19 protein-coding genes are annotated in these 24,640 nt (G+C 40.9%); 13 read left to right on the top strand and 6 right to left on the bottom strand.

The annotated features are described in order from the left end of the window. Positions 1 to 627 precede the first annotated feature (627 nt). From H9631_RS03575 to H9631_RS03520, 12 genes are all read left to right on the top strand, one after another. The gene (locus tag H9631_RS03575; RefSeq protein ID WP_191810021.1) at positions 628 to 2,061 is read left to right on the top strand and encodes a M14 family zinc carboxypeptidase; all 1,434 of its coding nucleotides are present in this window, start codon (positions 628 to 630) and stop codon (positions 2,059 to 2,061) included. Between the two features lie 442 nt (positions 2,062 to 2,503). Continuing rightward, positions 2,504 to 6,376 carry a M28 family peptidase gene (locus H9631_RS03570; protein ID WP_191810019.1) on the top strand — a complete coding sequence of 1,291 codons (3,873 nt, stop codon included), beginning with the start codon at positions 2,504 to 2,506 and terminating at the stop codon, positions 6,374 to 6,376. A gap of 18 nt (positions 6,377 to 6,394) precedes the next feature. Then, on the top strand, positions 6,395 to 6,850 hold the full coding sequence (locus tag H9631_RS03565) for a hypothetical protein (RefSeq protein ID WP_191810017.1): 456 nt from the start codon (positions 6,395 to 6,397) through the stop codon (positions 6,848 to 6,850). Positions 6,851 to 6,891: 41 nt separating this feature from the next. Then, the gene (gene sipW / locus H9631_RS03560; RefSeq protein ID WP_191810015.1) at positions 6,892 to 7,461 is read left to right on the top strand and encodes a signal peptidase I SipW; all 570 of its coding nucleotides are present in this window, start codon (positions 6,892 to 6,894) and stop codon (positions 7,459 to 7,461) included. A 76-nt stretch (positions 7,462 to 7,537) separates the two neighbouring features. Next, positions 7,538 to 8,125 carry a CalY family protein gene (locus H9631_RS03555; protein ID WP_191810014.1) on the top strand — a complete coding sequence of 196 codons (588 nt, stop codon included), beginning with the start codon at positions 7,538 to 7,540 and terminating at the stop codon, positions 8,123 to 8,125. 82 nt (positions 8,126 to 8,207) lie between these two features. Beyond that, a complete protein-coding gene (locus tag H9631_RS03550) occupies positions 8,208 to 9,833 on the top strand; it encodes a M28 family peptidase (RefSeq protein ID WP_191810012.1) in 1,626 nt (541 codons plus the stop codon). A gap of 39 nt (positions 9,834 to 9,872) precedes the next feature. Further along, positions 9,873 to 10,454 (top strand): TasA family protein, encoded by a 582-nt coding sequence (locus tag H9631_RS03545; protein WP_404801710.1) that lies wholly within the window; start codon positions 9,873 to 9,875, stop codon positions 10,452 to 10,454. A gap of 470 nt (positions 10,455 to 10,924) precedes the next feature. Beyond that, positions 10,925 to 12,553, top strand: coding sequence for a helix-turn-helix domain-containing protein (locus H9631_RS03540; protein WP_191810008.1), 1,629 nt, complete (start codon positions 10,925 to 10,927; stop codon positions 12,551 to 12,553). Between the two features lie 84 nt (positions 12,554 to 12,637). Further along, a complete protein-coding gene (locus H9631_RS03535) occupies positions 12,638 to 14,089 on the top strand; it encodes an aldehyde dehydrogenase family protein (protein WP_191810006.1) in 1,452 nt (483 codons plus the stop codon). Between the two features lie 285 nt (positions 14,090 to 14,374). Then, positions 14,375 to 15,292 (top strand): NAD(P)-dependent oxidoreductase, encoded by a 918-nt coding sequence (locus H9631_RS03530; RefSeq protein WP_191810004.1) that lies wholly within the window; start codon positions 14,375 to 14,377, stop codon positions 15,290 to 15,292. A gap of 24 nt (positions 15,293 to 15,316) precedes the next feature. Beyond that, positions 15,317 to 16,117, top strand: coding sequence for a DUF3100 domain-containing protein (locus H9631_RS03525; RefSeq protein ID WP_191810002.1), 801 nt, complete (start codon positions 15,317 to 15,319; stop codon positions 16,115 to 16,117). Continuing rightward, complete coding sequence (locus H9631_RS03520) at positions 16,117 to 16,569, top strand: hypothetical protein (protein WP_191810000.1); 453 nt, start codon at positions 16,117 to 16,119, stop codon at positions 16,567 to 16,569. Before H9631_RS03525 ends, H9631_RS03520 begins: the two co-directional genes overlap by 1 nt. 78 nt (positions 16,570 to 16,647) lie before the next feature. Here H9631_RS03520 and H9631_RS03515 read toward each other — a convergent pair whose 3' ends face one another. The 5 genes from H9631_RS03515 to H9631_RS03495 form a co-directional block, all read right to left on the bottom strand. Further along, positions 16,648 to 17,886 (bottom strand): PucR family transcriptional regulator, encoded by a 1,239-nt coding sequence (locus tag H9631_RS03515; RefSeq protein WP_191809998.1) that lies wholly within the window; start codon positions 17,884 to 17,886, stop codon positions 16,648 to 16,650. Between the two features lie 79 nt (positions 17,887 to 17,965). Next, positions 17,966 to 19,432, bottom strand: a complete 1,467-nt coding sequence (putP, locus tag H9631_RS03510; protein ID WP_191809996.1) for a sodium/proline symporter PutP — start codon at positions 19,430 to 19,432, stop codon at positions 17,966 to 17,968. Positions 19,433 to 19,456: 24 nt separating this feature from the next. Continuing rightward, complete coding sequence (gene pruA, locus H9631_RS03505) at positions 19,457 to 21,001, bottom strand: L-glutamate gamma-semialdehyde dehydrogenase (protein WP_191809995.1); 1,545 nt, start codon at positions 20,999 to 21,001, stop codon at positions 19,457 to 19,459. 30 nt (positions 21,002 to 21,031) lie between these two features. Continuing rightward, positions 21,032 to 21,949, bottom strand: a complete 918-nt coding sequence (locus H9631_RS03500) for a proline dehydrogenase family protein (RefSeq protein WP_191809993.1) — start codon at positions 21,947 to 21,949, stop codon at positions 21,032 to 21,034. 388 nt (positions 21,950 to 22,337) lie between these two features. After that, positions 22,338 to 22,844 (bottom strand): PaaI family thioesterase, encoded by a 507-nt coding sequence (locus H9631_RS03495; RefSeq protein WP_191809991.1) that lies wholly within the window; start codon positions 22,842 to 22,844, stop codon positions 22,338 to 22,340. Between the two features lie 103 nt (positions 22,845 to 22,947). Here H9631_RS03495 and H9631_RS03490 point away from each other — a divergent pair, with 103 nt between their 5' ends. Then, positions 22,948 to 23,502, top strand: a complete 555-nt coding sequence (locus H9631_RS03490) for a thioredoxin family protein (protein ID WP_191809989.1) — start codon at positions 22,948 to 22,950, stop codon at positions 23,500 to 23,502. A 36-nt stretch (positions 23,503 to 23,538) separates the two neighbouring features. Here the strand turns inward: H9631_RS03490 and H9631_RS03485 are convergent, their stop codons facing one another. Then, on the bottom strand, positions 23,539 to 24,438 hold the full coding sequence (locus H9631_RS03485; protein ID WP_191809987.1) for a LysR family transcriptional regulator: 900 nt from the start codon (positions 24,436 to 24,438) through the stop codon (positions 23,539 to 23,541). Positions 24,439 to 24,640: the final 202 nt, after the last annotated feature.

The raw sequence follows: 24,640 nt of genomic DNA, 5'->3' as shown, positions 1-24,640 counted from the left end.
TGTGAAAGAAGCCTATTAAATGTCTATAGATGGATTTTACAGGTATTTGGTAGGAAGGAGTTACTTTTCTACTAATCATGACTACTTGGATAAAGTAACTTAGTACTAAAAAATAATAATATATCCATATCTTTGGAACCGTTTTCAAAATTCTTATTCTAATATTTAGACAAATCTGATAAGATTTCGTTAGACAAAGTCTAGCTATTTTGAATTAAAAATGACACTAAAGTCCTTTAATCGGGGAAAACAAACATGATATTTGCCGAAAAGAATATGTGAAAATTGGATTGTTTAGAATTAGACTTCTATTTTCAAGTATTCAATATCACAAATATTCGTCAAAAAAAACCAAAAGGATATGATTTTTTTTCGGCACGAACATAACGGATATTAAACGGTTGTTTTTTATTAGTTACGTATGATTTGCAAACTTAATAATTTTCAAAAGATATAGGGAAAGATATTGGCATTCTTTGATTCTAAAGGGGGTGATGTGCTTAGCAGACTAAAGTAATGAGAAGAAATTATTGATTCTCGTAGCTGACAATGGTCCTATTAACCTCTTACATAACTGTGCTATTCAACCAAGTGACAAAGAGGGAAAATTTGAAAGGAGTGAGGAAAATGTTGAAGAGACGTGTATTTGTAGTAATCGCAGCCTTATTTCTTGTTTTTACCTCCAGCGGAATGGCGGGAGCGGAGTCGGGAAGCATCGTTGGCTCCAATGTCATTCTCTATGATGAAATGGTTGATATTCTTGGACAGTTGGAAGAGCAAAGCAACGGTAAACTGGATGTATTTACATTAAAGGAGAGAGGGATAGAGGAAGGTAGAAGTGAAACTGGAAAAGATCTATATGTTGCAAAAATAGGTAATGGGGACAGAAACGTCTGGGTTCAAGGACGCATTCACGGAAACGAGCCTTATGGCACAAATGCTACACTGCGTCTGATTGAAAACCTGATAAACGAAAAGGATGCTTCCTACACGGAAATTTTAAATGAGTTAACGATCTATTTTATTCCAATGTATAACGTCGATGGCGCTAATAGAGACCAGCGTGGAACAATCTTGTATGACCATGAGACTGGGGAACCGAAACTAAATGACAGAGGCCAAACCACCTCTGTTGATTTGAACAGGGACTGGGTTGATGGGGGCTTTGCTGCGATCGAGTCAGTCGGATATTACAAGTTTTGGACGCAGATCAAACCAGAGTTTATGATGGATATCCACCATCAAGGCAATAAAAATTTCTATGGAACCAGCATTCCTGTAACACTGTCACTTGGAATCTCATTAAACCCTGGTGGCCCTACTATACCTAATATCAAGGGCGGGGAGTATGAGGATCTGACTCGTCAGGCGATGGTTACTATATTTGATGCGTTAAAACCATATAAAGAATTTACTGTGGACCAATATATCACTGGCAGCAATGTTATTGATATTCGCGGCGGAGTTTCATCCGGAATGATGCTTGGCATCAATTATGAAGGCCTTAATAATGAGGGACATAGCAACCCGGCTGTTTTCCTTGAAACATCAGGTCAATTCCTTGATGGAGAACGGGAACCATTAATTCAACAGAATATCATTGCTACTCACGCATTTTTATCTGGACTTGCGTCTGGAGACCTGCATAAAGCTGATCCAGAACGTTGGAACGAAGTTCCAATCCGTCCGATCAGTGGGTTTAATACTGATTATCAAGGAGTTATTCCGATCAATCCTCCACGTCCGGAAATTCCGGTGAAGGTGTCTGCTGACCACATGAAAGCACTCGTGGAACGTTACGAGGAAATCGGCAAGTTCTCCAATAATGAGTCTGCTCAAGCGCTTAAGGTGCATGCAACAGCTTTGAAGCATTACGAAGAGACTGGACAATATGATAAAGTCATTAAACATCTAGATGGATTTAATAAGTTAATAGATCAGCAGAAAAAGAATCATGTAATAACTGATGGCACATATCAAATGTTGAAAGGCAATAGTGATTATTTAAAAGTGTTGATGGAAAAACAAAAAAATCAATTGCTTGGTGACCAAGCTAGCTAGAGAGTTTTCAACTTCATTCTCATCCAGCAGAAGTCCCCGACTTCTGTAAGTGGTGAAATGAAAGCATGTTGGTATTCCAATCAGTGGGGCAAACCTTAGCTGAATAAAGTTAAAGCCTCTGGCGGATGCCACAGATTTTCAGAGGAAATTTATCGAGAGGAGCTCGATAAAATCTGGGCGCATTTATCCCCCTGGACTGTTACTTCAGTGCGGGGGTCTTTTGAACGATTTTCACATGGAAAACTAGTGAACAGGAAAAAAGAACTAGTTATTGGTAGATAAGTACATGTAACGATATTACTAATATACCATCTATCGTTGTAAAAATTGTTATCTATATAATGCTATATAATCATTTTATTCCAAACTGTAACAATTTTCTAAAAAGACTGATATAATCAACGGAGGATTTCTAAATTATATTCAAGTAGGGGGGAATTAAGTGCTTTACAGACGATTTGTGTCACATTTCTTAGCAGGGACAAGCATCGTTGCTTTAACGGTTTCTTCTTTTTTTGTAACTCCCACTGCAGCGACCCCGAAAGACGAAACGACCAAGGTTGAGTTTGAACGAGAAACGGCGCTTGTGGAAATCGTTGTACCAGATCGCAAGGCAGTGGAGGACTTGGTAGTAAAAGGTTTTGACCTGACAGGATATGTCAGTGATCGAAACGGACAGCTCGAGGTGCAGGCAGTTGTGACAGAGGCCGACATTGAGATGTTAAAGTTGAAAGGATACAAAGTAACAGTTATCCAAACTGGCGAAGAAGGCAAAAAGCTATTGCGGCAGCAGGAGCAGACAGACAAGCAAAAACGACAACTTGCGCAGCAGGCCGATAATGTAAAGGTATTTCGAGCAGATTATTTCAAAAATCATTCAGGATTGTTTTTGTATCTTGAAGTGAAGTCAAGTGCTGGTCCCAACACCACAATGACAGCAGAATGGATAGATGGAAAGGGAAATAAACAGACCGTTACCATGACACGGAAGATTGATGCAGGAGAATATTTATATCACTACGTATTAATGGATATCGAGTCTGTTCCGGAAAATGTCGTTATTACGACTAACCAAGGTGGAAAGGTCGAGACGGGGTTAAAAGAATGGATCGGTGACGGAACTCCAGCAGGTGATGATTATTTTAGTGACTTTGTCGACAAATATATGACACCGACGGAAGTGACAGAAAGAATTGAGCAGCTAGCCGAGGATTTCCCTGAGTTGGCTGAGATTGTAGTTCTCCCTGAAAAAACAAATGGTTATAGAAGGAAAGCACAGGTTACGATTGGAAGTGTTGTGAACTCAGCAATAGTACTTACATCAAAAGCATGGGGGCACGAAGGTGGTAACGATATAACAGTTGATATCAAAGCGCCTAAAAGTGGGGATTCCGCTTTGGGAGTTGAACTCGAAGGCAGCCACTTGACGGTTAATCTGGGAAATAACAGTACGTCTGATGCAGTGGTCAAGGCGATTAACGATAAAGCTGGCAATTTGGTAACCGCCGCAAGATATAGAAACTCCAACGGAACCGATATTGTGCAACCGCAAAGTGATATTAAATTGACCGATAATTTAAAGGCTCCAAAAGAAGTTTCTAGGGATCCATTCGAAGTGAAAGCCATTCGTATCGGTAAAGTGCGTGACGGCTCCAAGCCAGGTGTTTTAGGCTACTCTCAGGAGCACGCGCGTGAATGGGTAACGCCGCTCGTCTCTGTTGAAACCGCAGAGAGACTACTGCGAAATTACCATACAGATGAGAATACGAAGAAGCTAGTAGATAACTTGGACATATTTATCGTTCCAAGTGTTAATCCAGACGGCGGACACTATTCATTTTACGATTACAATTCTCAACGGAGAAATTTGACAAACCATTGCGGACCTGAAGCATCTGACCCCGCTTATCGCAATTCATGGGGAGTCGACTTAAACCGAAATTATAAAATTGGAACGGTCTGGGATGGCTGGATTGGCGGGTCGAAGAGCTGTACCTCAGATACTTTTGCTGGACCGGAACCATTCTCAGAACCTGAGGCACGGAACTTGAATTGGCTTGCAGAAGAAAATCCGAACATCAAATTTGCGATGAATATCCATGCTTATGGTGGTTATTTCATGTGGTCACCTGGAGCATATGATGCAAACCGGGTAACGCTGCCACGCCCTACAGCTGGAGAAGAAGCCTATTATTGGCAAGCGTCCGAGCATATTTTAAAAAGGATCAAAGAACATCGAGGCACGGTGATTTTGCCAAGCAGAACCGGACCGATTCCGGATGTATTATATTCGGCGGGAGGCAACTCCGCAGATACGCTTTGGTACGAGCACGGTATCTATGCGTGGAACTTTGAAGTTGGAGCCGATCTGTGGAATGCCGAAACCAAACGGTGGACAGCTGCTGGTTTCCAACCAGCATTTAGTGAAGGACATGCAGAAGCAATGGAATTTTCTAACGGGCTTATTGGAATGTTTGAAGTGGCTTATGAAAATGCAAATGACGATGTTAAGCCTGAATCCAAAATAACTCCGGGAGCTGGAACCTATAACAATCCTGTGGAAATCAAATTTGAAACGAGTGAGCCGGCAACTGTTTATTATACGCTTGATGGATCAAGGCCGACACTCAAATCGAAAACGATCCAGGTGGCTGGAACAAGAGAAGCGGCAGAATCCTTGAAAATCGACGAAACCACTACGATCAATTGGTTCTCCATAGATGCAGCAGGAAACATTGAAAACGGATACAATCCTGATGGAGATAAAAACGACTACAATCAAGCAAAAATTGTCATCGACTATTTGGCGGAGGGCGTAAGCGCCAAGGCAATGAACAAGCTTGTTGAGCGTTTTGAGTCGGAAGATGAATTTGCTAGCGCTGTTGCGGCACGCGCACTGAGGACTCACTTGATTGCTGTAGAGCTTTATGAACAGAAAAGAGAAGCAGATAAAGTTATTAAACATATGAACAGCTTCAAGACATTGCTCGATCAGCAGGTGAAGAACAAGCTCATTTCAGAAAAAGCGGCACGTATTCTAAAGGGATATGCAGATGATTTGATAGAAAAATGGGATGTAAGATTTGATCCTGAAAAGGCAATGCAGCATCTGGAGAAATTGAGTGTGGGTATTGGCCCGAGGGTAACAGGTACAGATGAAGAAAAACAAGCTGCCCAATACATTCAAAATGAATTTGAGAAGCTTGGATATGCCGTTTCTACCCAGGAATTTAGTATCCGTGACAGGGTCAGCGGTGAATTGAAGATAGTATCTGATAGCAATAAAAAATTGCATTCAGCAGTATCAGCTGGATCAGCGCAAACAGATGAAAAAGGAATTACTGGGGACCTCTTCCATGCAGGATTAGGAAAGCCTGAGAATTTTACTGAAGAAGTGGAAGGGAAAATCGTTCTTATTGAAAGAGGCGATAACAGCTTTTGGGAGAAAGTTGATAACGCAACGAAAGCGGGAGCAACAGGTGTCATCATTTATGATAATACGGAAAGTCTTGCTCCTGTCAATCCAAGTCTAGGGAATAATCAAAGCACCATTCCGGTAGTCGGAATTACTCAGGCTGATGGAAAAGGGCTGATATCAAAGCTTTCTTCTGGAGAAGTAAAGGCCAATCTCACTGTGCGGACACTGACGAATCAAACGTCACAGAATGTCATTGCGGTGAAAAAGCCAAAAGGGGTTGTAAATCCTGAAATCGTTTATATTACGGCCCATTATGACAGTGTCCCGGGTTCACCGGGTGCCAACGATAATGGAACCGGTACATCCTCCATTCTGGAGTTAGCTAGAAATTTCAAGGACATGCCAACTAATAAAGAAATCAGATTCATCGCCTTTGGTGCTGAAGAGATTGGATTGGTTGGTTCCAGATATTACGTTGGTCAGCTATCAAAAGAAGAGGTAAGTAGAAGCTTGGTTAACTTTAACTTGGATATGGTTGGAACAAATTGGGACAAGGCTACTCAATTGTCTGTGAATACAGGAGACGGAAAGTCTAATCTGGCATGGGAGTCAGGGAAAGCAGCGGCTGCCAAGCTCGGAATAGATGAAAAGATCTTACACATGTACCGCTCCGGTGGATCCGATCACATTCCATTCTATGAAGCCGGGATTGATGCAGCCCTTTTCATCTGGGAAGAGCCTGTCGTTCATCGTTTGGAACCATGGTACCACACTCCTGGTGATGTAATTGAAAATGTCAGCCCGGATCGAATGCAAATCATTGGCAATATCATCCACTCTGCAGTAGCAGACCTCATTGCTCAGGAGCAAGGGGACGCCAGGAAAAAAGCATCTTAATGGAAAGGAGCAACTTGGATGAGAGGCTTTCAACTAGCAAAAAAAGTGGCAGTTTCCTTAAATAAACATCTAACTATCAAGCGGTTTGTTATTGTATATTTGTTAATTGTCATCGCCTTTCATCTGACTGCTCCAACAACTGCACATTACACTTATGAGGAAAAAATGACGGGTGAGATGTTTGTCAGTGATCAGTTGGAGGAGGAAACCGATGAGCCTGACAATGTCCAAGCCTCAGATCAAGTGGAAGAAGTGGAGATAGATACAGAAAGTGAGTTGGATCATAACGAGGATAAGTCGAATGAAAAGGAAAACCAGAAGGATGACACGGAAGACACAGGAAAGTCAGATGTTGAGGTCGATCAAGATGCTGCCACCCAAAGTGAAGAAGCCGAGCCTGTGGATCAACAAATAAATAATTTAGAAGATGCCGCTGTTAGCGGCAAAGAAGAAGAGGGAGAACAAGCTCAGTAGGGCTGCTTATAACCCAAAACAGGTTGGGGTGATGTATTACTATGAAGTGGCAAAAAATGAAGAAAGCTATCGGGAATATTGGATCGACGCTTTCGATGATTATCCTGGCTGTCATCTTATTCAATGTGGTTACAGCCAAGATGACTGGTGAAAATCCCAGCATTTTTGGTTATCAAATGAAGGCTGTCCTATCAGGCTCCATGGAGCCTGATATCAAAACTGGTTCAATCATTTTTATTAAAGTTGCGTCAGAAGGGGATCAATTTGAAAAAGGTGATGTCATCACTTTTATCACAAAAGAGAATTTCCTTGTGACGCATAGGATTGCAGAAGTGAAAGATAGAGGCAGCCATTTTATTACAAAAGGTGATAATAACAATGGTCCAGATTTGGAACCTGTCCATATTAAAAATATCGTTGGTCGATATACGGGTCTTACGATCCCATATGTAGGTTATGCATTTAAAATTACAGAAACACGACTAGGGGCAGCGCTGATTTTGCTTTTACCTGGAATATTGCTAATTGGATATGGTCTTATCACCCTCTGGCGGACAATGCGAATACGGGAAAATTATAGAGAGTCAGAAGCGCAAACGCCACATGAGTAGCATGATCTTATTTCTGAAAAGTGGGTAGTGCCTATCTCTTTGAGATAGAAAAAATAAATTATTGGGGGAATGAAGCATGGGTATGAAAAAGCGTTTTGGTAAGGGTATGATGACAGTGGCTTTGGGAGCAGCATTGATTGGCGGAGGGACATATGCTTATTTCAGCGATACAGAAACAACAAATAATACTTTTGCGGCAGGTACTCTTGATTTAACATTATCTCCGACAGAAATTATCAATGTCGACAATATTGCTCCGGGAGATTCATTTATCCGTGACTTTGAACTAGGAAATGGAGGAACGCTGGACATCGATAAGGTATTGTTGGAAACAGATTATATTGTCAATGATGCCAAGGGAGATAATACAGAAGACATGGCAGAACATATTCAGGTGGAATTTCTGTATAACGTGAGTAATCTGGATGAAGTTATTTTTGAAACAACTTTGGCGGAACTGAAAGATATGACGCCAGAAGCTGTGAATCAACATATTTTTTATCCAGAGATTGGTGATAAAGGACTTCCAGTTGGAGAAACACATGACCTTATCGTTAAATTTAATTTCCTTGATAACGGAGAAGATCAAAACCAATTCCAAGGAGATTCTCTGAAATTAACATGGACATTTAATGCGACACAAAGGCCTGGTGAACAAAGATAAGAATAATAAAATTGGAGCAGGTGATATCCTGCTCCAATTTAACGGAAAATTTTCAAAAAACTAAATAAAGGAGGCTTTCTATATGAAAATACGTCGCTTTGGCGCCTTTTTATCAGCCGTATTAATCGGCTCTACGCTGGTCGGATTCTCTCCGAAGAGCATAGAGTACAATCATACAAGCAGCCCGGCAATTATCCAGGAGGACATAGAAACTAGCATTGTTAATATGCAGGCGCTTCTTGACCGTCTGGAAAAAGATGGGGAGTTTGCGAGCGCTGCTGTTTCTCGGGCTTTAAAGACCCACATCACTGCGGTGGGACATTATGAAAGCAGTAAATCATACAAAAAAGCGATCAAACACATGGAAAGCTTCTATGTTTTACTCAACAGCTATGGAAATAAAGGGATGATTTCCGAGAATGCGGACAATCTCTTAAGAGACTATGCTGATGCGTTGATCAGTAAATGGGATACGATATTTGATTCTGATAGAGTGATGGATTACTTGCATCAGTTAAGTGTGGAGATCGGACCGAGGGTTGCCGGTACGAAAGGTGAAAAGAAGGCCGCGGAATACTTGAAAAATCAGTTCCAAAGCTTTGGATATGAAACCTCCATTCAAGAGTTTTCGATCAGTAACCGGACAGAAAGAACTTTGAAAATCCTAAACAATAATAAGGAGCTTGCTTTGGGTGCTGCTACAGGATCGGCAGTAACCGACCAAAAAGGAGTTACAGGTTCCATTTATCATGCAGGCCTTGGCCAACCGAGCGATTTTACAGATGCTGCAAAAGGTAAAATCGTATTAGTTCAAAGGGGAGAGAACTCTTACTGGGAAAAAGTACAGAATGCAACCAATGCTGGAGCAATTGGCGTTGTCATTTATGATAACGTGGACAGCCTTACCCCGCTTCGTCCTGCGTTGAATAACAATAGTACGATTCCAGTAGTCGGTACTTCGAAAGAGTTGGGTGAATCTATCCTAACACAGCTTTCGAAAGGCGATGTGAAAGCTAATTTGATTATTCATACACATACAAATCAAACATCTCAAAATGTAATTGCTGTAAAGAAGCCAGAGAATGTTGTCAATCCTGAAATAGTGTACATCACATCTCATTATGACAGTGTTGCCTATTCTCCAGGAGCAAATGATGACGGATCAGGGACTAGTACAATTCTTGAATTGGCGAGAATTTTAAAAAACTTCCCAACTGATAAGGAACTACGATTTGTTGCCTTTGGTGCAGAAGAGAGTGGTTTAGTCGGTTCAAATTACTACGTTCGCAATCTTCCTAAGGAGGATCTGGACAGGAGTTTGATTAACTTCCAGATGGAAATGCTGGGAGCGAAATATGAGCCTGCTTCATATCTTGCGGTCAATACGGTTGATGGAAAAGCAAATACTGCTTGGGATTACACAAATAATGCCTTTGATAAATTAGGCAAGGACAAAGAAAAGCTAATCCTTTTCAAAAGGGGATCATCTGATCACGTTCCATTCCATAATGCGGGTATTACTGCGGCTTGCTTTAATATGGGGACTGCAACCGGCGGATTGGAACCGGAATATCACACCTATCACGATACAATCGAAAATGTTAGTCCTGAAAGACTTCAATTTGCCGGAGACATCGTCAGCACAGCCATATTTGACTTCCTGATAGATCATAACAATCAGGAAAGAAATCTGGAAGAAGCATCTTAAGTCTTCAGACTTTGTTTGGTAAGGAAGGAGGAGTGAATGGTGCATATGATGAAAGGCTTTAGGGTCGGCGTAATGTCCATCCTTCTTGGAGTCGCTCTATTAAGTGGCGGAACCTATGCCTATTTCAGCGATAATAAAGTGTCGGATAATACATTTGCATCGGGAACATTGGACTTGTCTGTGAATCCAAATACACTGATCAATGTAAAAAACATGAAGCCAGGGGACTCCTTTCTTCGGAGTTTCACACTTAAAAACAATGGCACACTGGACATCAGCAAAGTGCTGATAGAAACAAACTACACTGTGATTGATGCAAAGGGAGACAACACGGAAGATTTCGGTGAGCATATTTCAGTCGAATTTTTACTGAACATGGACAAACAAAATCAACCAATCTATAAAACTACTCTGGCAAGCTTGAAAAGTATGTCACCAGATGCAGTAGCAAAAAACATCACCATTCCCGCAATTGGCAAAGGGGGACTTCCAATCGGGGCCAGTGACCGTCTTGTTGTAAAGTTTTCCTTTGTTGACAATGGAGAAGATCAAAACCAATTCCAAGGAGATGCACTTAATTTGGAGTGGAAATTCGTTGCCATACAGGCATTTGATGAGTAAAAGGGGCAGGGGATTCCTGCTCTTTTTTATGGTATAGGAAGTTATAAAATTCTATGCTTGTGTATAACTTATTTATCAGATTATGCTACGTCCAGCGCCTATCGACTAGCAGACATCGTGCCTCCTCCTACGATAAGTCAACATCGGCTCCGACGGACAGGAATCCTAGTGCCACCGAAGCCACAGGACGTGGCGGCTTGAGGCGGCCTTCGTCGCCGTGTTTCCTTTATCTCGTTGGAGTCACTCCAGTTTGTACGTCGATAAACAGGCGCCTGCGCTTTTGTTCTTTTTGGCAGACTTGAATTTTTTTAGTATTCCAAATGCAATTATTCGAATGGTTTTAAACTTTGTTCTAAACTTATGGTGAACATTATTAAGATAATATAGGATTCTTCAATATTTGTGAGTCTATCTCCAAATATTTATAGTCAATGAAAGGATTGGTGAAATTGCAGCTCGGGAGTGAAAAGATGACTAGCAATGTTATGAGCATATACAAGGCAAATAAGCTTTTGGAAATTAATAAGATATTAACCCAATCTTTAAAGTTAGAGGACATTCTTCAAAATGTGATTGATGCAGCAAGGGAGTTGATAGATGTTTCTGATGTACTCATTATTTACATGTACGATCCTGAAACGAATACGTTAAGATTTGCCAAGGGAGAAGGTGTTGATAAAGAGAGTTTAAAAAAAATCGCTTTTGCGCCGGGAGAGTCTATAACGGGGAAAATATTCCAGTTTAAAAAATCAAAGTTATTCACTTCTGAAAAGGAAATTGAAGAATATATGGAGAACATGACGGAATATAATTATCGTTATTATTATGAAGGTGTGAAAAGGCGGAAAATCAAAAGCATATTTTGTGTGCCAATTGTTAATAAAGACCGTTGTTTAGGTGTTGTAGCTGTCAATAATTATAACCAAAATGGTGTACTTACAAATGAAGATATGAATGTGATTGAGGTCATTGCAGGCCAAAGTGCAATTGCTATAGACAACTCCAATGTATACGCTCATTTAAAAGAAAAGAATACCTTATTAGAGCGGTCTATCAGTATACATAACCAATTTTATCAAATGATCATTGGTGGATATGGAGTTGAAAATGTGATCTCACTTCTAGAGAAGATCATTTCCTCCTCTGTTGTCTTTCATCCTCACATATCTACTGTAGCCGAGGCTGATACTTTTCCGATTAGAAGGGGAGACGATCTTTTAGGAATATTGAAATTAGAAAAACCGTTAGAATCCTTTTCGCAAATCGATCAAATTGCGATTGAACAAGCAAGTCTAACTATTGCTCTGGAACTTATTAAGGATAATGCAATTTATGAAAAAGAGATACATTTTAGAGAGGAAGTTTTTAATCAGTTGATGGAGGGACTTTCAGGACGTGATCTCCAACAGGCCTTACGGTATGTTAAATGGGATGAAAGGTGGATTGTTCAGTGCATTATATTAGAAGGTAAGCACTGCCCACTTTGGAAGGTAGATAGGCTGATTGATAAAGAAAGATTTGTCAAATCAATAGAGAGAATTGCTCAATCTACTGGTTTTTCTGGCTTAATATTTACACGTGCTTTCCAGTTGGTCATCGTTATTCCTAAATTGAAAGTGAACAGATCAAAAGAATTGATTGATAAAATTCAATCACAATGGAGTGAAAAAAAAGATATCCTTTATGGGATTGGAAGAGAAACAACGATTAAGGATTTATCCATTTCTTATGAGGAGGCGGTTCGCTCCATTAAATACGCTAAGCTTCATAACGTTCAGATAGTAGAATATGCCATGCTAGGAATTGAACGGCTTCTATATGAAGTGGACAAAGAGATTCTTGATACTTTTATGAATGATAAACTAGTTCAGCTCTATACTCTTGATGAAAGTTTCATTGACACTCTAATATTGTTTATTGAACAAAATAAAAACCATAAGAAAACAGCTAAACTATTACATATTCATGCAAATACGCTTTACTACCGTCTGAAAAAAATAGAAGAGGTTATGGAAATGGATTTTAACAATGAAAAGGATTGGCTTGATTTAGTTATCGCCATTCGTTTATATGTGTCAAGCAACAAAGAATTGGATTAAACTTTGTTGCTTGACACATTTATTTTAAGAAAATTAAAACTTAAGATGGGATGTAACACCACTTTCAAGGAGGAAAAGGTCAAAATGAGTGAAGTTTATTACAACTATATAAATGGGAAGTGGATTCCATCTTGTACAAATGAAACATACGCAAGCATTAATCCAGCTAATACAGAACAAGTTTTGGGATACTTTCAACAATCCAATGAGAAAGATGTAGAATTTGCCATTGATTCAGCTGAAAGCGCATTCAATGATTGGTCGAAAACGGCTGTTCCGACAAGGGGAGATGTACTGTTTAAGTTAATACAGTTACTGGAAGAACAGAGAGAAGATTTAGCAGCAATCATCACGAAGGAAGTTGGAAAATCTCTGCGTGAAGCAAAGGGGGAAGTTCAAAAGACAATTGAGGCGATGAAGCAGTTCAGCGGTGAAGCTACGAGGCTGACGGGGGAGACGGTACCTTCTCACAGCAGTGACATATTTGGTTATACGATTCGGGAGCCGCTAGGTGTAGTGGGGGTAATTGCTCCATATAATTTCCCGCTGGGGATAGGAATTTGGAAAATAGCACCAGCAATCATCGCAGGAAATACAGTTATTTTCAAACCGGCAAGCAATACATCATTAATCAGCGTGAAAATTATCGAATTGTTCGAAGAAGCAGGCGTTCCTGCTGGTGTCATCAATATGGTTACTGGTCCAGGTGGAGTGATTGGGCGCGCAATCGGGAACAATCCGAAAATAAAAGCCGTATCTTTTACTGGGTCCACAGATGTTGGACTGGCTTTGGGGAAGGCAGTCAGTACAAGAGGAGCTAAAATGCAGGCGGAAATGGGCGGTAAGAATCCCTCCATTATCTTGGAAGATGCCGATATTGATAAAACGGTTGAAAACTTGGTTATCAGTGGATTTTTGGACAACGGGCAGCGATGCACAGGTACCAGCCGAGTGATCGTACTTAAATCTATTGCAAAAGAATTAACGGAAAAGTTAGTGGCTAGAGCAAACGATTTGGTTATCGGTGATGGCTTTGGCGAAAATGTGGATAATGGTCCTGTTATAGATCAAGGACAATTAAACACCTATTTACACTATGTCAATTTGGCTATTGAGGAGGGGGCAGTTCTAGAATTTGGAGGAAAAAGGTTAACACAAGATGGTTTGGACAAAGGATATTTTGTAGCACCAACAGTATTTAGTCATGTAACTAAGGATATGAGTATATTCCGGGAAGAAATTTTTGGTCCTGTTATAGGAATCACGGCGGTAGATTCTTATGAAGAAGCACTAAAATTGGCGAATGAAAGTGACTTTGGACTTTCATCTACGATTTATACAAATGATTTAAATAAGGCATTTCACTTTGTGCGGAATATCGAATCAGGCGTAACACATGTAAATATACCTTCCAATTATTTTGAAAATCAATATCCGTTTGGAGGTAAGAAGGCTTCAAGCATTGGCCCTAGAGAACAAGGCTCTACCGCATTAGACTTTTGGACTGATTATAAAACGGTATATATTAAGCCTTAAAAGTTTAATTTACCTTCAATCAGCAGAAGTCTTCCACTTTTGTAAGGGGTGAGATGAATGCCTATTGATATTCCATTCAGTTAGAGTTCAAACCCCAGCTGCATAAAGCTAAAGTCTCCGGTGGATACGATAGATTATCAGAGGAAATGTATCGAGCGAAGCACGATAAAACCTGGCCGCGAATACGCCAAGATGCACTTGATTTTAAGAGTATAGGGCAGGGCTGTGAACTAAAAAGCAGCCTTGTCTAGTCGTTTAAAAAATTCTTCTTAGATGAGTGATGGAATGAAGAAAGGAAGAGGATTGTTGAGAAATATTGGAGTGGCAGGCTGTGGTCTGATGGGATCAGGCATTGTAAAAAACTTAATTAAAAAGGGTTACAGCGTATTTGTATATGATATTAACGAAACGGCCGTACAGAAATTGGCAGATATAGGTGCTACAGTAAAAGCGGATATTAGAACAATGGCAATTGAAGTGGATCTGCTTATTTTATCATTGCCCTCTCCAACTTTAATTGAAACATTAATGATTGATTCTGAACAGGGAGCATTTTCCGTTTTGAAAAAAGGAACATCGATTTTAGACATGAGTACAAATGATGTAAATTTGACAAGAAGATTATCTGACATAGCCAAGCTGTATGAGCTCGATTATTTTGATTGTCCTTTAAGCGGGGGACCTGAAGGAGCCAATGAAGGTACGCTCACAATCATGGTAGGGGGAAGCAAAGATAAGTATCCTAAGGTTTTACCTGTTTTAGAGACGGTTGGAGAAAAAATAGAGTACGTTGGCCCCAGCGGAGCCGGCCAAGTGGTGAAGCTATGCAATAATATGATTGTCGGGGGAATTATCTCTCTATTGAGTGAAGCTTTTTTAACGGGAGAAAGGGCAGGAGTTTCGAAACAAAAACTTGCGTCTATCATTCAAAAAGGATCCGGCCAAACAAAAGTGATGGAAGTGTTTGGGGCAAATTTGTTGGAAAATACTCCGGAAGAAGTAAAATTTTCTCTTTTTAATATGAAGAAGGATTTAACATTATACAGGAATTTGGCTGAAGATCGAGGCGTCCCGACTGTAGCAAGTGAATCGGCCCGCCAGATTTTTCAAATTGCAGAGTATTTACAGAAAGGCCCGCAAGATTCAACAGCGGTATATGATATCATTTCGCAATTGGCTGTGGAAGGGAAGAGCCAAATGTAAGTTGTGTAAAAAAGGGGGATAAACATGAGTGAAAATAATCATGCTGATTTTGGCCTTTGGAAAGATTGGCGCTTGCATGGGCTAGTATTAATAACAGTTATTATAACTGAACTTATCGGAACTTTCAGGATTCCGGTCGGCCCTGGAGTAATACTCTTACTTCCCATGTTGTATTCTTTGATTATTGGGTTGATATTGTATTTCACGCCACTAGTAAAAGAAAAGCAGTCGAAAAGTGCAGAACCTATTATTGTGCTTGGTGTAGCGTTGTTATTGGCAAAGATCGGAGTTGTTATCGGGCCGTCTCTACCTGATGTAATCGCAGCCGGACCTGCATTGGTTTTGCAGGAGCTTGGAAACTTGGGAACTATTTTTCTTGCTCTACCTATTGCTCTCTGGCTGGGGATGAAGCGAGAAGCTATTGGGATGACCCACTCCATTGGAAGAGAGCCAAATGTTGGATTGATTATGGACAAATTTGGCATCAGTTCTCCGGAAGGCAGGGGTGTGATGGCGATGTATATTTTTGGGACGGTATTTGGTGCCGCCTTTTTAGGGCTTATCTCGGGCTTGCTAGCAACCATTACCCCGTTAAGTCCACTATCTTTTGCGATGGCTTCGGGAGTGGGAAGCGGCAGTATGATGGCTGCAGCGAGCGGTTCACTGGTAGCAGCTTTTCCGGAAATAGAAGATCAAATTCTTGCTTTTGCGGGAGCCAGCAACTTGCTTTCTCTATCAACAGGCCTTTGGGTCAGCATTTTTATTGGCCTTCCTTTGACTGAAAAAATTTATTCGTGGATGACTCGTAAGAAGGGGGAAGTCTAATGCTGAAAAATATCCAGGAATGGATATTGTTGCTCGTCATTTTCGGTTTTACAGCATTATTGGGCAATTGGGCTGGATATAATATTTTACCAATGACGGCAATCCCTGGAATGATTATCCTTATATTGATTTGCCTAGCGGGTTTTATATTTAGGGAATTGATTCCGATTAATTTTCCCAGCATTGCATACATTTCGATCATTGGGGTGATTGTATCGATGCCGTGGATGCCAGGTTCTGAAAAAATTGTGGAGTGGACTGGAGAAGTCCAGCTTTTGGCGTTGGCCACACCTATTCTTGCTTATGCCGGTATTGCTATAGGCCGTTCTTGGACAGATTTTATGAAGCTTGGATGGAAAACGGTTATTGTAGCCAGTTTAGTGATGTTAGGAACTTTCCTCGGTTCTGCAATCATAGCTGAGGTTATTTTACGCTTCCAAGGAATTATTTAAGAGAGCAGGTTCCTATGTACGAAATCATCAGAAGGTTGAGGGGGGGAGCTTTTATTAGTAGATTAAAGGGCTACCCCCTTACCCTTCGTGTAAGCTCGCTTTCATAATCTTCAAATCGATATATAGTTGGCAGTTTTGATTGAAATCATCAAAGTCAATTTCGGTTAATTGGTTGATTTGATTCAATCGGTATTTCAATGTGTTTGTATGGATGAATAACTTTTCCGCAGCCTGCTTCAGCCGGCAGCTTTCCTCCAAATAGATCTCTAGTGTTTGCAGGAGATTCGTTTGGCTTTCTTCGTCCTTTTGCTTTAGCTTCAGCAAATCTTCGTTCTGGTCGCCCATTTTTTTCTGCTGTTGTAAAATTGTCTCTAAATAACGGAACAATCCAAGCTTTTTATATTCAAAAGATGAAAGCTCTTTAATACCGATAAATTTGGCAGTCTTTATCACTTCAATAGCTTCAAGATAGCTTTTTCTCATATGGATGACAGAAGTATACTGATTACTGATTCCAGTGTATACTTTTTCTTCGTTAAATTGTCCCAAAACAGATGTTACCAATGTGTTTGCGTGTATCTTCAAGTCTGTGGGTGACGATAAACTGCTTCCGATTAGAACAACTGCCATCAATTGATTAATAAAGACGTGGCTCGGCATTTTTAGTGTGTTGGCGAAAAGTCCTATTTTTTCAAGCAGTTCTCCAAAAGATTCTTCACTGGAGGGCCCGACTGTAAAAACAATGGAAATAAATGAGTCTGGAATAGGAATATTGACGTTGGCGGCTTCCCATTTGATTTGAGCTTCTGTTTGAAAAGTATCCTCCAAGATTTTTTTAAAAAATTCATTTTTTTGTTCATCTTTTTTTAACTTCAATTGCTTATTTTGATAGAGGAGTTTCCCAACATGAAAAGAGACATCCAGCAGAAAAGAGAGTTCATCCTCAGTCAGCGTCCGATCCGTTTCCTGCACCCAGATGAAACCAAAAACGCGGCTTTTATATTTAGCGCTTACAACAACACGTTGATTCAATCCGATATCTTCGATCTTTTCGACTCTGAAGGGTTCGGGTAGTGTCTTTAAGCGGTCCACAATTCCCTCATCCATGAATTTCTCCAATATAGGAATCGTCCAGCGCTTTGTAAAAATGGTTTGTTTGTTGGCTTCATCAAACTGATCAATATAAAAAGAGCTATACGCTAAAAGGGAAAATTGTTCATCTTCTATAACAACAGGTTTCTTTAAAAATTGACTGATCAATTCTGTTATTTCTTCTATATTCGTCAATGAAGTAATTTTCTCTAAGAGGCGCTCCATTCAAACTCCCCCCATCCAAAAATACAAGCGTTCAATGAAAAGTTTATCACACTTTCATTGAACGCTTCATGAAAATTCATTATTCCTTTAGGAGGCGTAAACTTTCATCAAATTCTTTGTCAATTTTTTCATTTGGTTTATAGGTGATTAGACTGACAATCACTGCAACGAGAAGGTTGATGATGAAGCCTGGTATGATTTCATATAACGCAGAGTCCAAGCTTTGCCAAACAAGCACGGTGACTGCTCCAGCGACCATTCCAGCAATTGCCCCCCAATTGGTCAATTTCCTCCAATATAGGCTTAATACAACGAGTGGTCCGAATGAAGCTCCAAACCCCGCCCATGCATGAGCGACAAGGTTTAGGATGGACTCTGTTTTATTGGAGCTGAGGATAAAGGCTATCAATGCCACGGCTAAAACTGCCATTCGTCCGAAAAAGACCAGCTCTTTGTCACTGGCATCACGACGGAAAAGTAATTTGTACAAGTCTTCAGTCAGAGCACTTGAAGTGACGATTAACTGTGATGAGATGGTACTCATGATGGCAGCAAGAATCGCCGCTAAGACAAAACCTGCGAATAATGGATGGAAAAGGATTTGACCAAGCTCGATAAAGACAGCTTCCTTATCATGGAGTGTGTGATTCGTCGTATGGAAATATGCGATCCCAATCAGGGCTGTCAGTACAGCTCCCAACAACGATATAATCATCCAGCTCATCCCAATCCGGCGCGCTACTTTTGTTTCTCTTACTGAATTGATAGCCATGAACCTTACAATGATATGGGGCTGCCCCACATAACCGAGACCCCAGGCAAGGAGGGAAATAATTCCGATAAAGGTTGTATCCCTGAAAAATGAGAAAACTTTAGGATCAATAGACTGAATCGTTTCAACTGTTTTTGCCGGACCGCCCGTATGCATGATGGCCAATGCGGGTACAATCAACAGTGCGACCAACATGATTAGGCCCTGTGCAAAGTCTGTCCAGCTAACAGCAAGGAAACCGCCAAAAAGTGTATAGGCCACAACAACGAGTGCAATGATGAGCAGCCCTTGCTGATAGCCGAATCCGAAAGAACTTTCAAAGAAAACTGCTCCTGCAACAAGACCCGAAGAAACATAAAAGGTAAAAAAGACCAAGATGACAAGGGCTGAAACGATTCGCAGTAGTTTGGTATTGTCTTTTAGCCGGTTTTCAAAAAAAGAAGGGATCGTAATAGAGTCATTGCTCACTTGAGTATAGGTACGCAGTCTCGGCGCAACAAAAATCCAATTTAAATAAGCGCCTGCTGTCAATCCAATGGCAATCCAGACACTGGTTAATCCGGTTGCATAGACGGCTCCCGGCAGACCCATAAGCAGCCAACCACTCATATCCGCTGCCCCGGCACTGAGTGCTGTAACGGCCGGTCCGAGAGATCGCCCGCCAAGCATATAGTCGGTCAGGTCGCCCGTCCTTCTAAAGGCGACCCATCCGATTACAAGCATGAGAATCATATATACAATAATCGTAACAAGCTTTAATGTCTCGTCAGTCATATCAAGTCATCTCCATTTCCATGACTATAACATGTCAGATGTAGTTTTTGCCTGCATATGAAGCAGTAAGTAATCAGGTCCTCCTGCCTTGGAATCCGTTCCTGACATATTGAAACCTCCAAAAGGTTGGTATCCGACAATTGCTCCAGTGCAGCCGCGGTTAAAATATAAATTTCCGACATGGAAGTCTTCACGTGCTTGCTCCAGGTGCAGGCGGTTGTTAGAAATGACGGCTCCCGTCAACCCATATTCCGTGTTATTGGCAAATTCCAATGCTTCATCAAAGTTTTTTGCTTTGGTGAAGGCAACAACTGGACCAAAAATCTCTTCCTGCATGATGCGTGCTTCAGGGGCAAGACCGGAAAAAATAGTTGGCCTGATGAAATAGCCTTTGGAATCATCGCCTTCTCCGCCAATCATCAATTCACCTTCACTTTTTCCAATTTCAATATATTTCATGATTTTATCAAAAGCATTTTGATCGTTTACAGGCCCCATAAAATTATTTTGATTAGAAGGATCACCAATAGTTAACTCTTTTGTCAGTTCAACTGCCCGATTTAATACTTCTTCATATACATCCTCAACAATAATAGCGCGGGAACATGCGGAGCATTTTTGACCAGAAAAACCGAAAGCTGAACTGACGATTGATTGGGCGGCAAGTTCCAAATCCGCTTCCTTATCAACGACAATCGTGTCTTTTCCTCCCATCTCAGCAATTACACGCTTCAACCAGATCTGCCCTTCGTTTACGATGGCAGCTCGTTCGTAAATGCGGGTTCCGACTTCTCTTGATCCTGTAAAACTGATAAAACGGGTTTTGGGATGGTCAACAAGAAAATCGCCGACTTCAGATCCGCTTCCTGGAATATAGTTGAGCACACCTTTCGGCAGTCCGGCTTCCTCCATTACCTCAACAAACTTGGCTGCAACAACAGGCGTCGTGGATGCCGGCTTTAAAAGTACCGTATTTCCTGAAACGATCGCTGCCACTGTTGTACCAGCCATGATGGCAAAGGCGAAATTCCATGGGGAAATAATGACACCGACGCCAAGTGGAATGTAGTCATAACGATTGTATTCCCCAGGTCTGCTTTCTACTTGTTTGCCATCTTTTAGCTCAAGCATTTGTCGCCCATAGTACTCCAAAAAGTCGATGCCTTCCGCTGTGTCAGCATCCGCTTCATTCCATGGCTTGCCCGCTTCCTTGACAAGCAGAGCAGAGAATTCATGTTTCCTGCGGCGAATGATAGCAGCAGCTTTGAAAAGGATATCTGCACGAATTTCCGGTTTCACTTTTTTCCAAGACTGGAAGGCTGTGAATGCACTATCCATCGCCTGCTCGGCTAGTTCCCGGTTTGCTTTAGAAACCTTTCCGACAATCTCTTCTTTATTGGCCGGGTTAATCGAAATGATTTTTTCATCCGTTGTAATTTTCTTACCGTCGATAATTAGTGGATATTCCATGCCAAGATAGTTTTCCACTAACTTAAGCCCTGCCTTGAATGCTTGTTTGTTCTCCTCTTTGGAAAAATCTGTGAATGGTTCATGCTTATAAGTGATCATACAATACAGCTCCTTATCAATATAAAATGATTAATTTTTTACGAAACCTTTAAAAGCGAATGAAATATTAGCTGGCCTTTCAGCTAGCCTTCTCATAAAATATCCGTACCAATCACGTCCGTAAGGAACGTAGACTCTCATCTTATATCCTTGTTTCACAAGTTCTAATTGAGTTTTGTTCCGCATGCCGTACAACATTTGGAATTCGAACTGATCACTTGGAATCTGTAATCTCGCAGCTAGCTCCTTTGTATACTCAATCATGTGATCGTCGTGAGTAGCGATTGCAATATACAATCCCAATTTAAAGCTTTGCTCGATCAATTTTTTATAATTTTGGTCCACATCTTTTTTATCTGGATAGGCTACAGTTTGGGGCTCTTTGTACGCTCCCTTGACGAGTCGTAAAAACGGTTTCATAGAACTTAATTCTTTCAGGTCTTGTTCTGTCCGATACAAATAGGCCTGCAAAACTGTGCTGATACAAGTGTATGACTGCCTGAACTGTTCAAATAGTTCAATTGTCGTTTCACATCGAGGCTCATCCTCCATATCAATTGTCACCATTACGCCGTGTTTTTCTGCTGTATCTAAAATTCTTTTCATATTATTGATAACGAGATCCCGATCGATATCAAGGCCGAGCGACGTCATTTTGACGGAGATATGGGAATCAAGCTTTTCTCTGCTAATCGTTTCAATTGTGGTAATAGCTTCTTCCGTCCTTTCAACGGCTGTTTTTTCTGAATGGACAAATTCTCCCAAATGGTCAACAGTGGTGGCTAGGCCTTTGCTGTTCAGTTCTTTAATGATTTGGACTGAGCTGGGAAAATTAGTGCCTGCAATGATCTTTCCTGTAACAATATTACCGCCTCTTTTTTTTGCCATCTCGTTTAGCCAATTGTTTTTGGAAAGAAATAAAAATAAGTTTCTTGTTACCGCTTCCATTCTATTCACCACCTTGGATATATTAGACTTAAATTCATTGTATAAATTTTGAATATATCTAGCATCGTCTGAAGAGAACAAACTTTGGGTATTTTTGTTGTTGGTTTAGAACAAAGGGGCTACAGGAAAGAGGAATGAAAGAGATAGCAAATGGTTTAGGGCTGGTGCTTTAGCAGAAGTCTCCCACTGTATATAGTGGGAATTTAATATTTCATTCAGTGAGGGGGCAAACTCCGGTTGCACAGGTAACGCCTCCGGCGGATGGCACAGATTTTATCGAGCGGATCGCGATAAAATCTGTGCCAAATACGCCAAGGTATATTTGATCATCATACTTCTTAAAAGATTGTGATCGTTTTTGAAGAAGGGCACTTATTGGACATGATCTTCAAGCCCTAAAAGTTTCGGGCATGACGACAGCAATCACTTCGCCTTTTGCACAAAGAACATTCCCCGCGAAGACTTCTACTGAAGTTTTCCACTTCTTTGGATGAATCTCCTCAACTAGGCCAAATGCGTTTAAAGCTGTCCCTTGTGGTGTAGGCTTCAGGTAGTCGACATGTAATGAGGCGGTGACAAACCGGGGAGCGGCATGCCCGCTCCCCGGTTCATGGCCATTTTTCCTATGTAAGGCAAGTGCCGCCGAGCCTGTTCCATGGCAGTCGACTAGCGAGGCAAGCAATCCGCCGTAAACAAACCCGGGAATCGCAGTGTGTTCTTGTTTTGGCTCATAAATGGTGAGTGTTTTGTCACCGTCCCATCCAGTACGAAAATGATGCCCTGCCTCATTTAAGCGCCCGCATCCAAAACAATGAGCGAATTCATCTGGATATTCATCTTGAATAGCATGAATAATTTTTTTCAATTTTTCGATTCCTCCTCTTTTTGATTTCATAATCTTCTATCTTTATCTATATTATAATAGACAAGCAGTTTTGTTTACAGAATAATCAAGATTCGATAAGCTTTTTATAAGAAAAATGAAGGAGTGACAAAGATTGAACTTGAATGATTGGTTTGAGAAAGGGCTGAGGCCTGAGGAGTACATAAGTGAATTAGAGCATCAAAAAGATGGTTTCTTACATATCTATGAAAACTTCCAGCTCCCAGCAGATGAGGATTTTTTTAATAAAGTAAAAGAGAAGAATCTGCGTGCTGTAGCTTTGGCCGAAGTTTGGTGTGGCCATTGTATGCTGAATGTTCCCGTTTTGCTTCGTTTGGCGGAAAAAGCAGGGATGGATGTTCGGTTGCTTCCGCGAGATCAGCATCTGGATTTGATGGAGCAATATTTAACAAATGGTAAACGGGTAATTCCGATTTTCATCTTCATTGATGAAAATGGCGAACAAGTTGGTAAATGGGGCCCAATTACGGAATCAACGAAAGCATTTGTCGACGAATACAGGAAAGAGCTACCACCTAAGGATGATGAGAGCTATGATGAAAAATTCAAAGCGATGGTAAAAATTGTTGCAAAAACGTTCAAAGAGAAGCCTCATTTCTGGGACAATTCTTATGAAAGCATGAAAAATATTTTGAATGAAGTGAAATAATAGCTGGGGCGGGGCAGGGGCTCCGCCCATTTCAGTTTAGGGCTGCAAATCCCTGGCAACTGCTCTGGTGATGTCTAAAAAACGTTGGACTGTCGAAGGCTGATAATGTTTTTGCAGTGTGACCAAGCTAAGCTTCGTTTCTAGTTTGGGTTCAGCCAATGGAACAAGCTTCGGGAGTTCTGGCCAGTGAATGCGGCTAAAATTATATGGTGCGAAGCTAATTCCCACACCTTTCATCACCATAAGGAGCATTGGAAAAACTTCCGTACCCCAATAAATAACGTTAGGCGTAAAGCCACTGTTGTTGCAGGCCTCCATAATCTCTTCGGCAATTCCGGAACCATGTGAAGATGTCGGAAGAATGAACTTTTCATCTCGCAGATCGGCAATGCTAATCGAGTTTTTTTCTAATAAGGGATGTCCAGGCGGTAACGCCAGTAATAAAGGCTCCGTCAAAAGGGTGGATATGTGGAGATCCTCCGCTTCGAAAATGGTTCGGACAATGCCGATATCAATTTTATGATTTCGCAATTCATTAAGAACGAATGATGAATTTCCTTCTTTGACACGCATGATAATATTCGGTGCTTCCTCACGGAGCTTTTTGACGGCATCGGGAATGATGAACAGATTGGCGGATGTGATGCACCCAGCGGTCACCGTCCCACGCATCCCGTCGTTATGTTCCGACAATTCCTTCACCATATTTTCAGTAGATGCAATCAGTTCCTTTCCCCGTTGATAGAGAAATTCACCGTCTCTCGTTAAAGTCAATCGGCGTCCAGAGCGGTCAAACAGTGATACTTTCAATTCTTTTTCAAGCTTTCCCATCATAATGCTCAAAGGGGGCTGCGTCATATTCATCGCTTCAGCAGCTTTGGAAACACTTCCTTCCTCCACTATTTTTATGAAACAACGCAAACGATGAAGGTCCATTTAATTTCTCCTCTTAATAAGTTAATGAAATATTATATGAAATATATCTAATTCCCAAATAGTATATATTTAAAATAATGCATACACTATAGTTTACATTTAAAATGAAAGTGTTTTCAATAAATTTGTACTCTTTTAACTTCATTCAGTAGAAGTCTTTCACTTAGTAAGTGAGATGAAATCATATAGGTAGTCCATTCAA

This window comes from Bacillus norwichensis (assembly GCF_014836955.1).
In the GTDB taxonomy this organism is placed as follows: domain Bacteria; phylum Bacillota; class Bacilli; order Bacillales; family Bacillaceae_C; genus Siminovitchia; species Siminovitchia norwichensis.
Note: the sequence above shows the minus strand (reverse complement) of the source record. Positions and strands in the feature narration are given on the sequence as shown.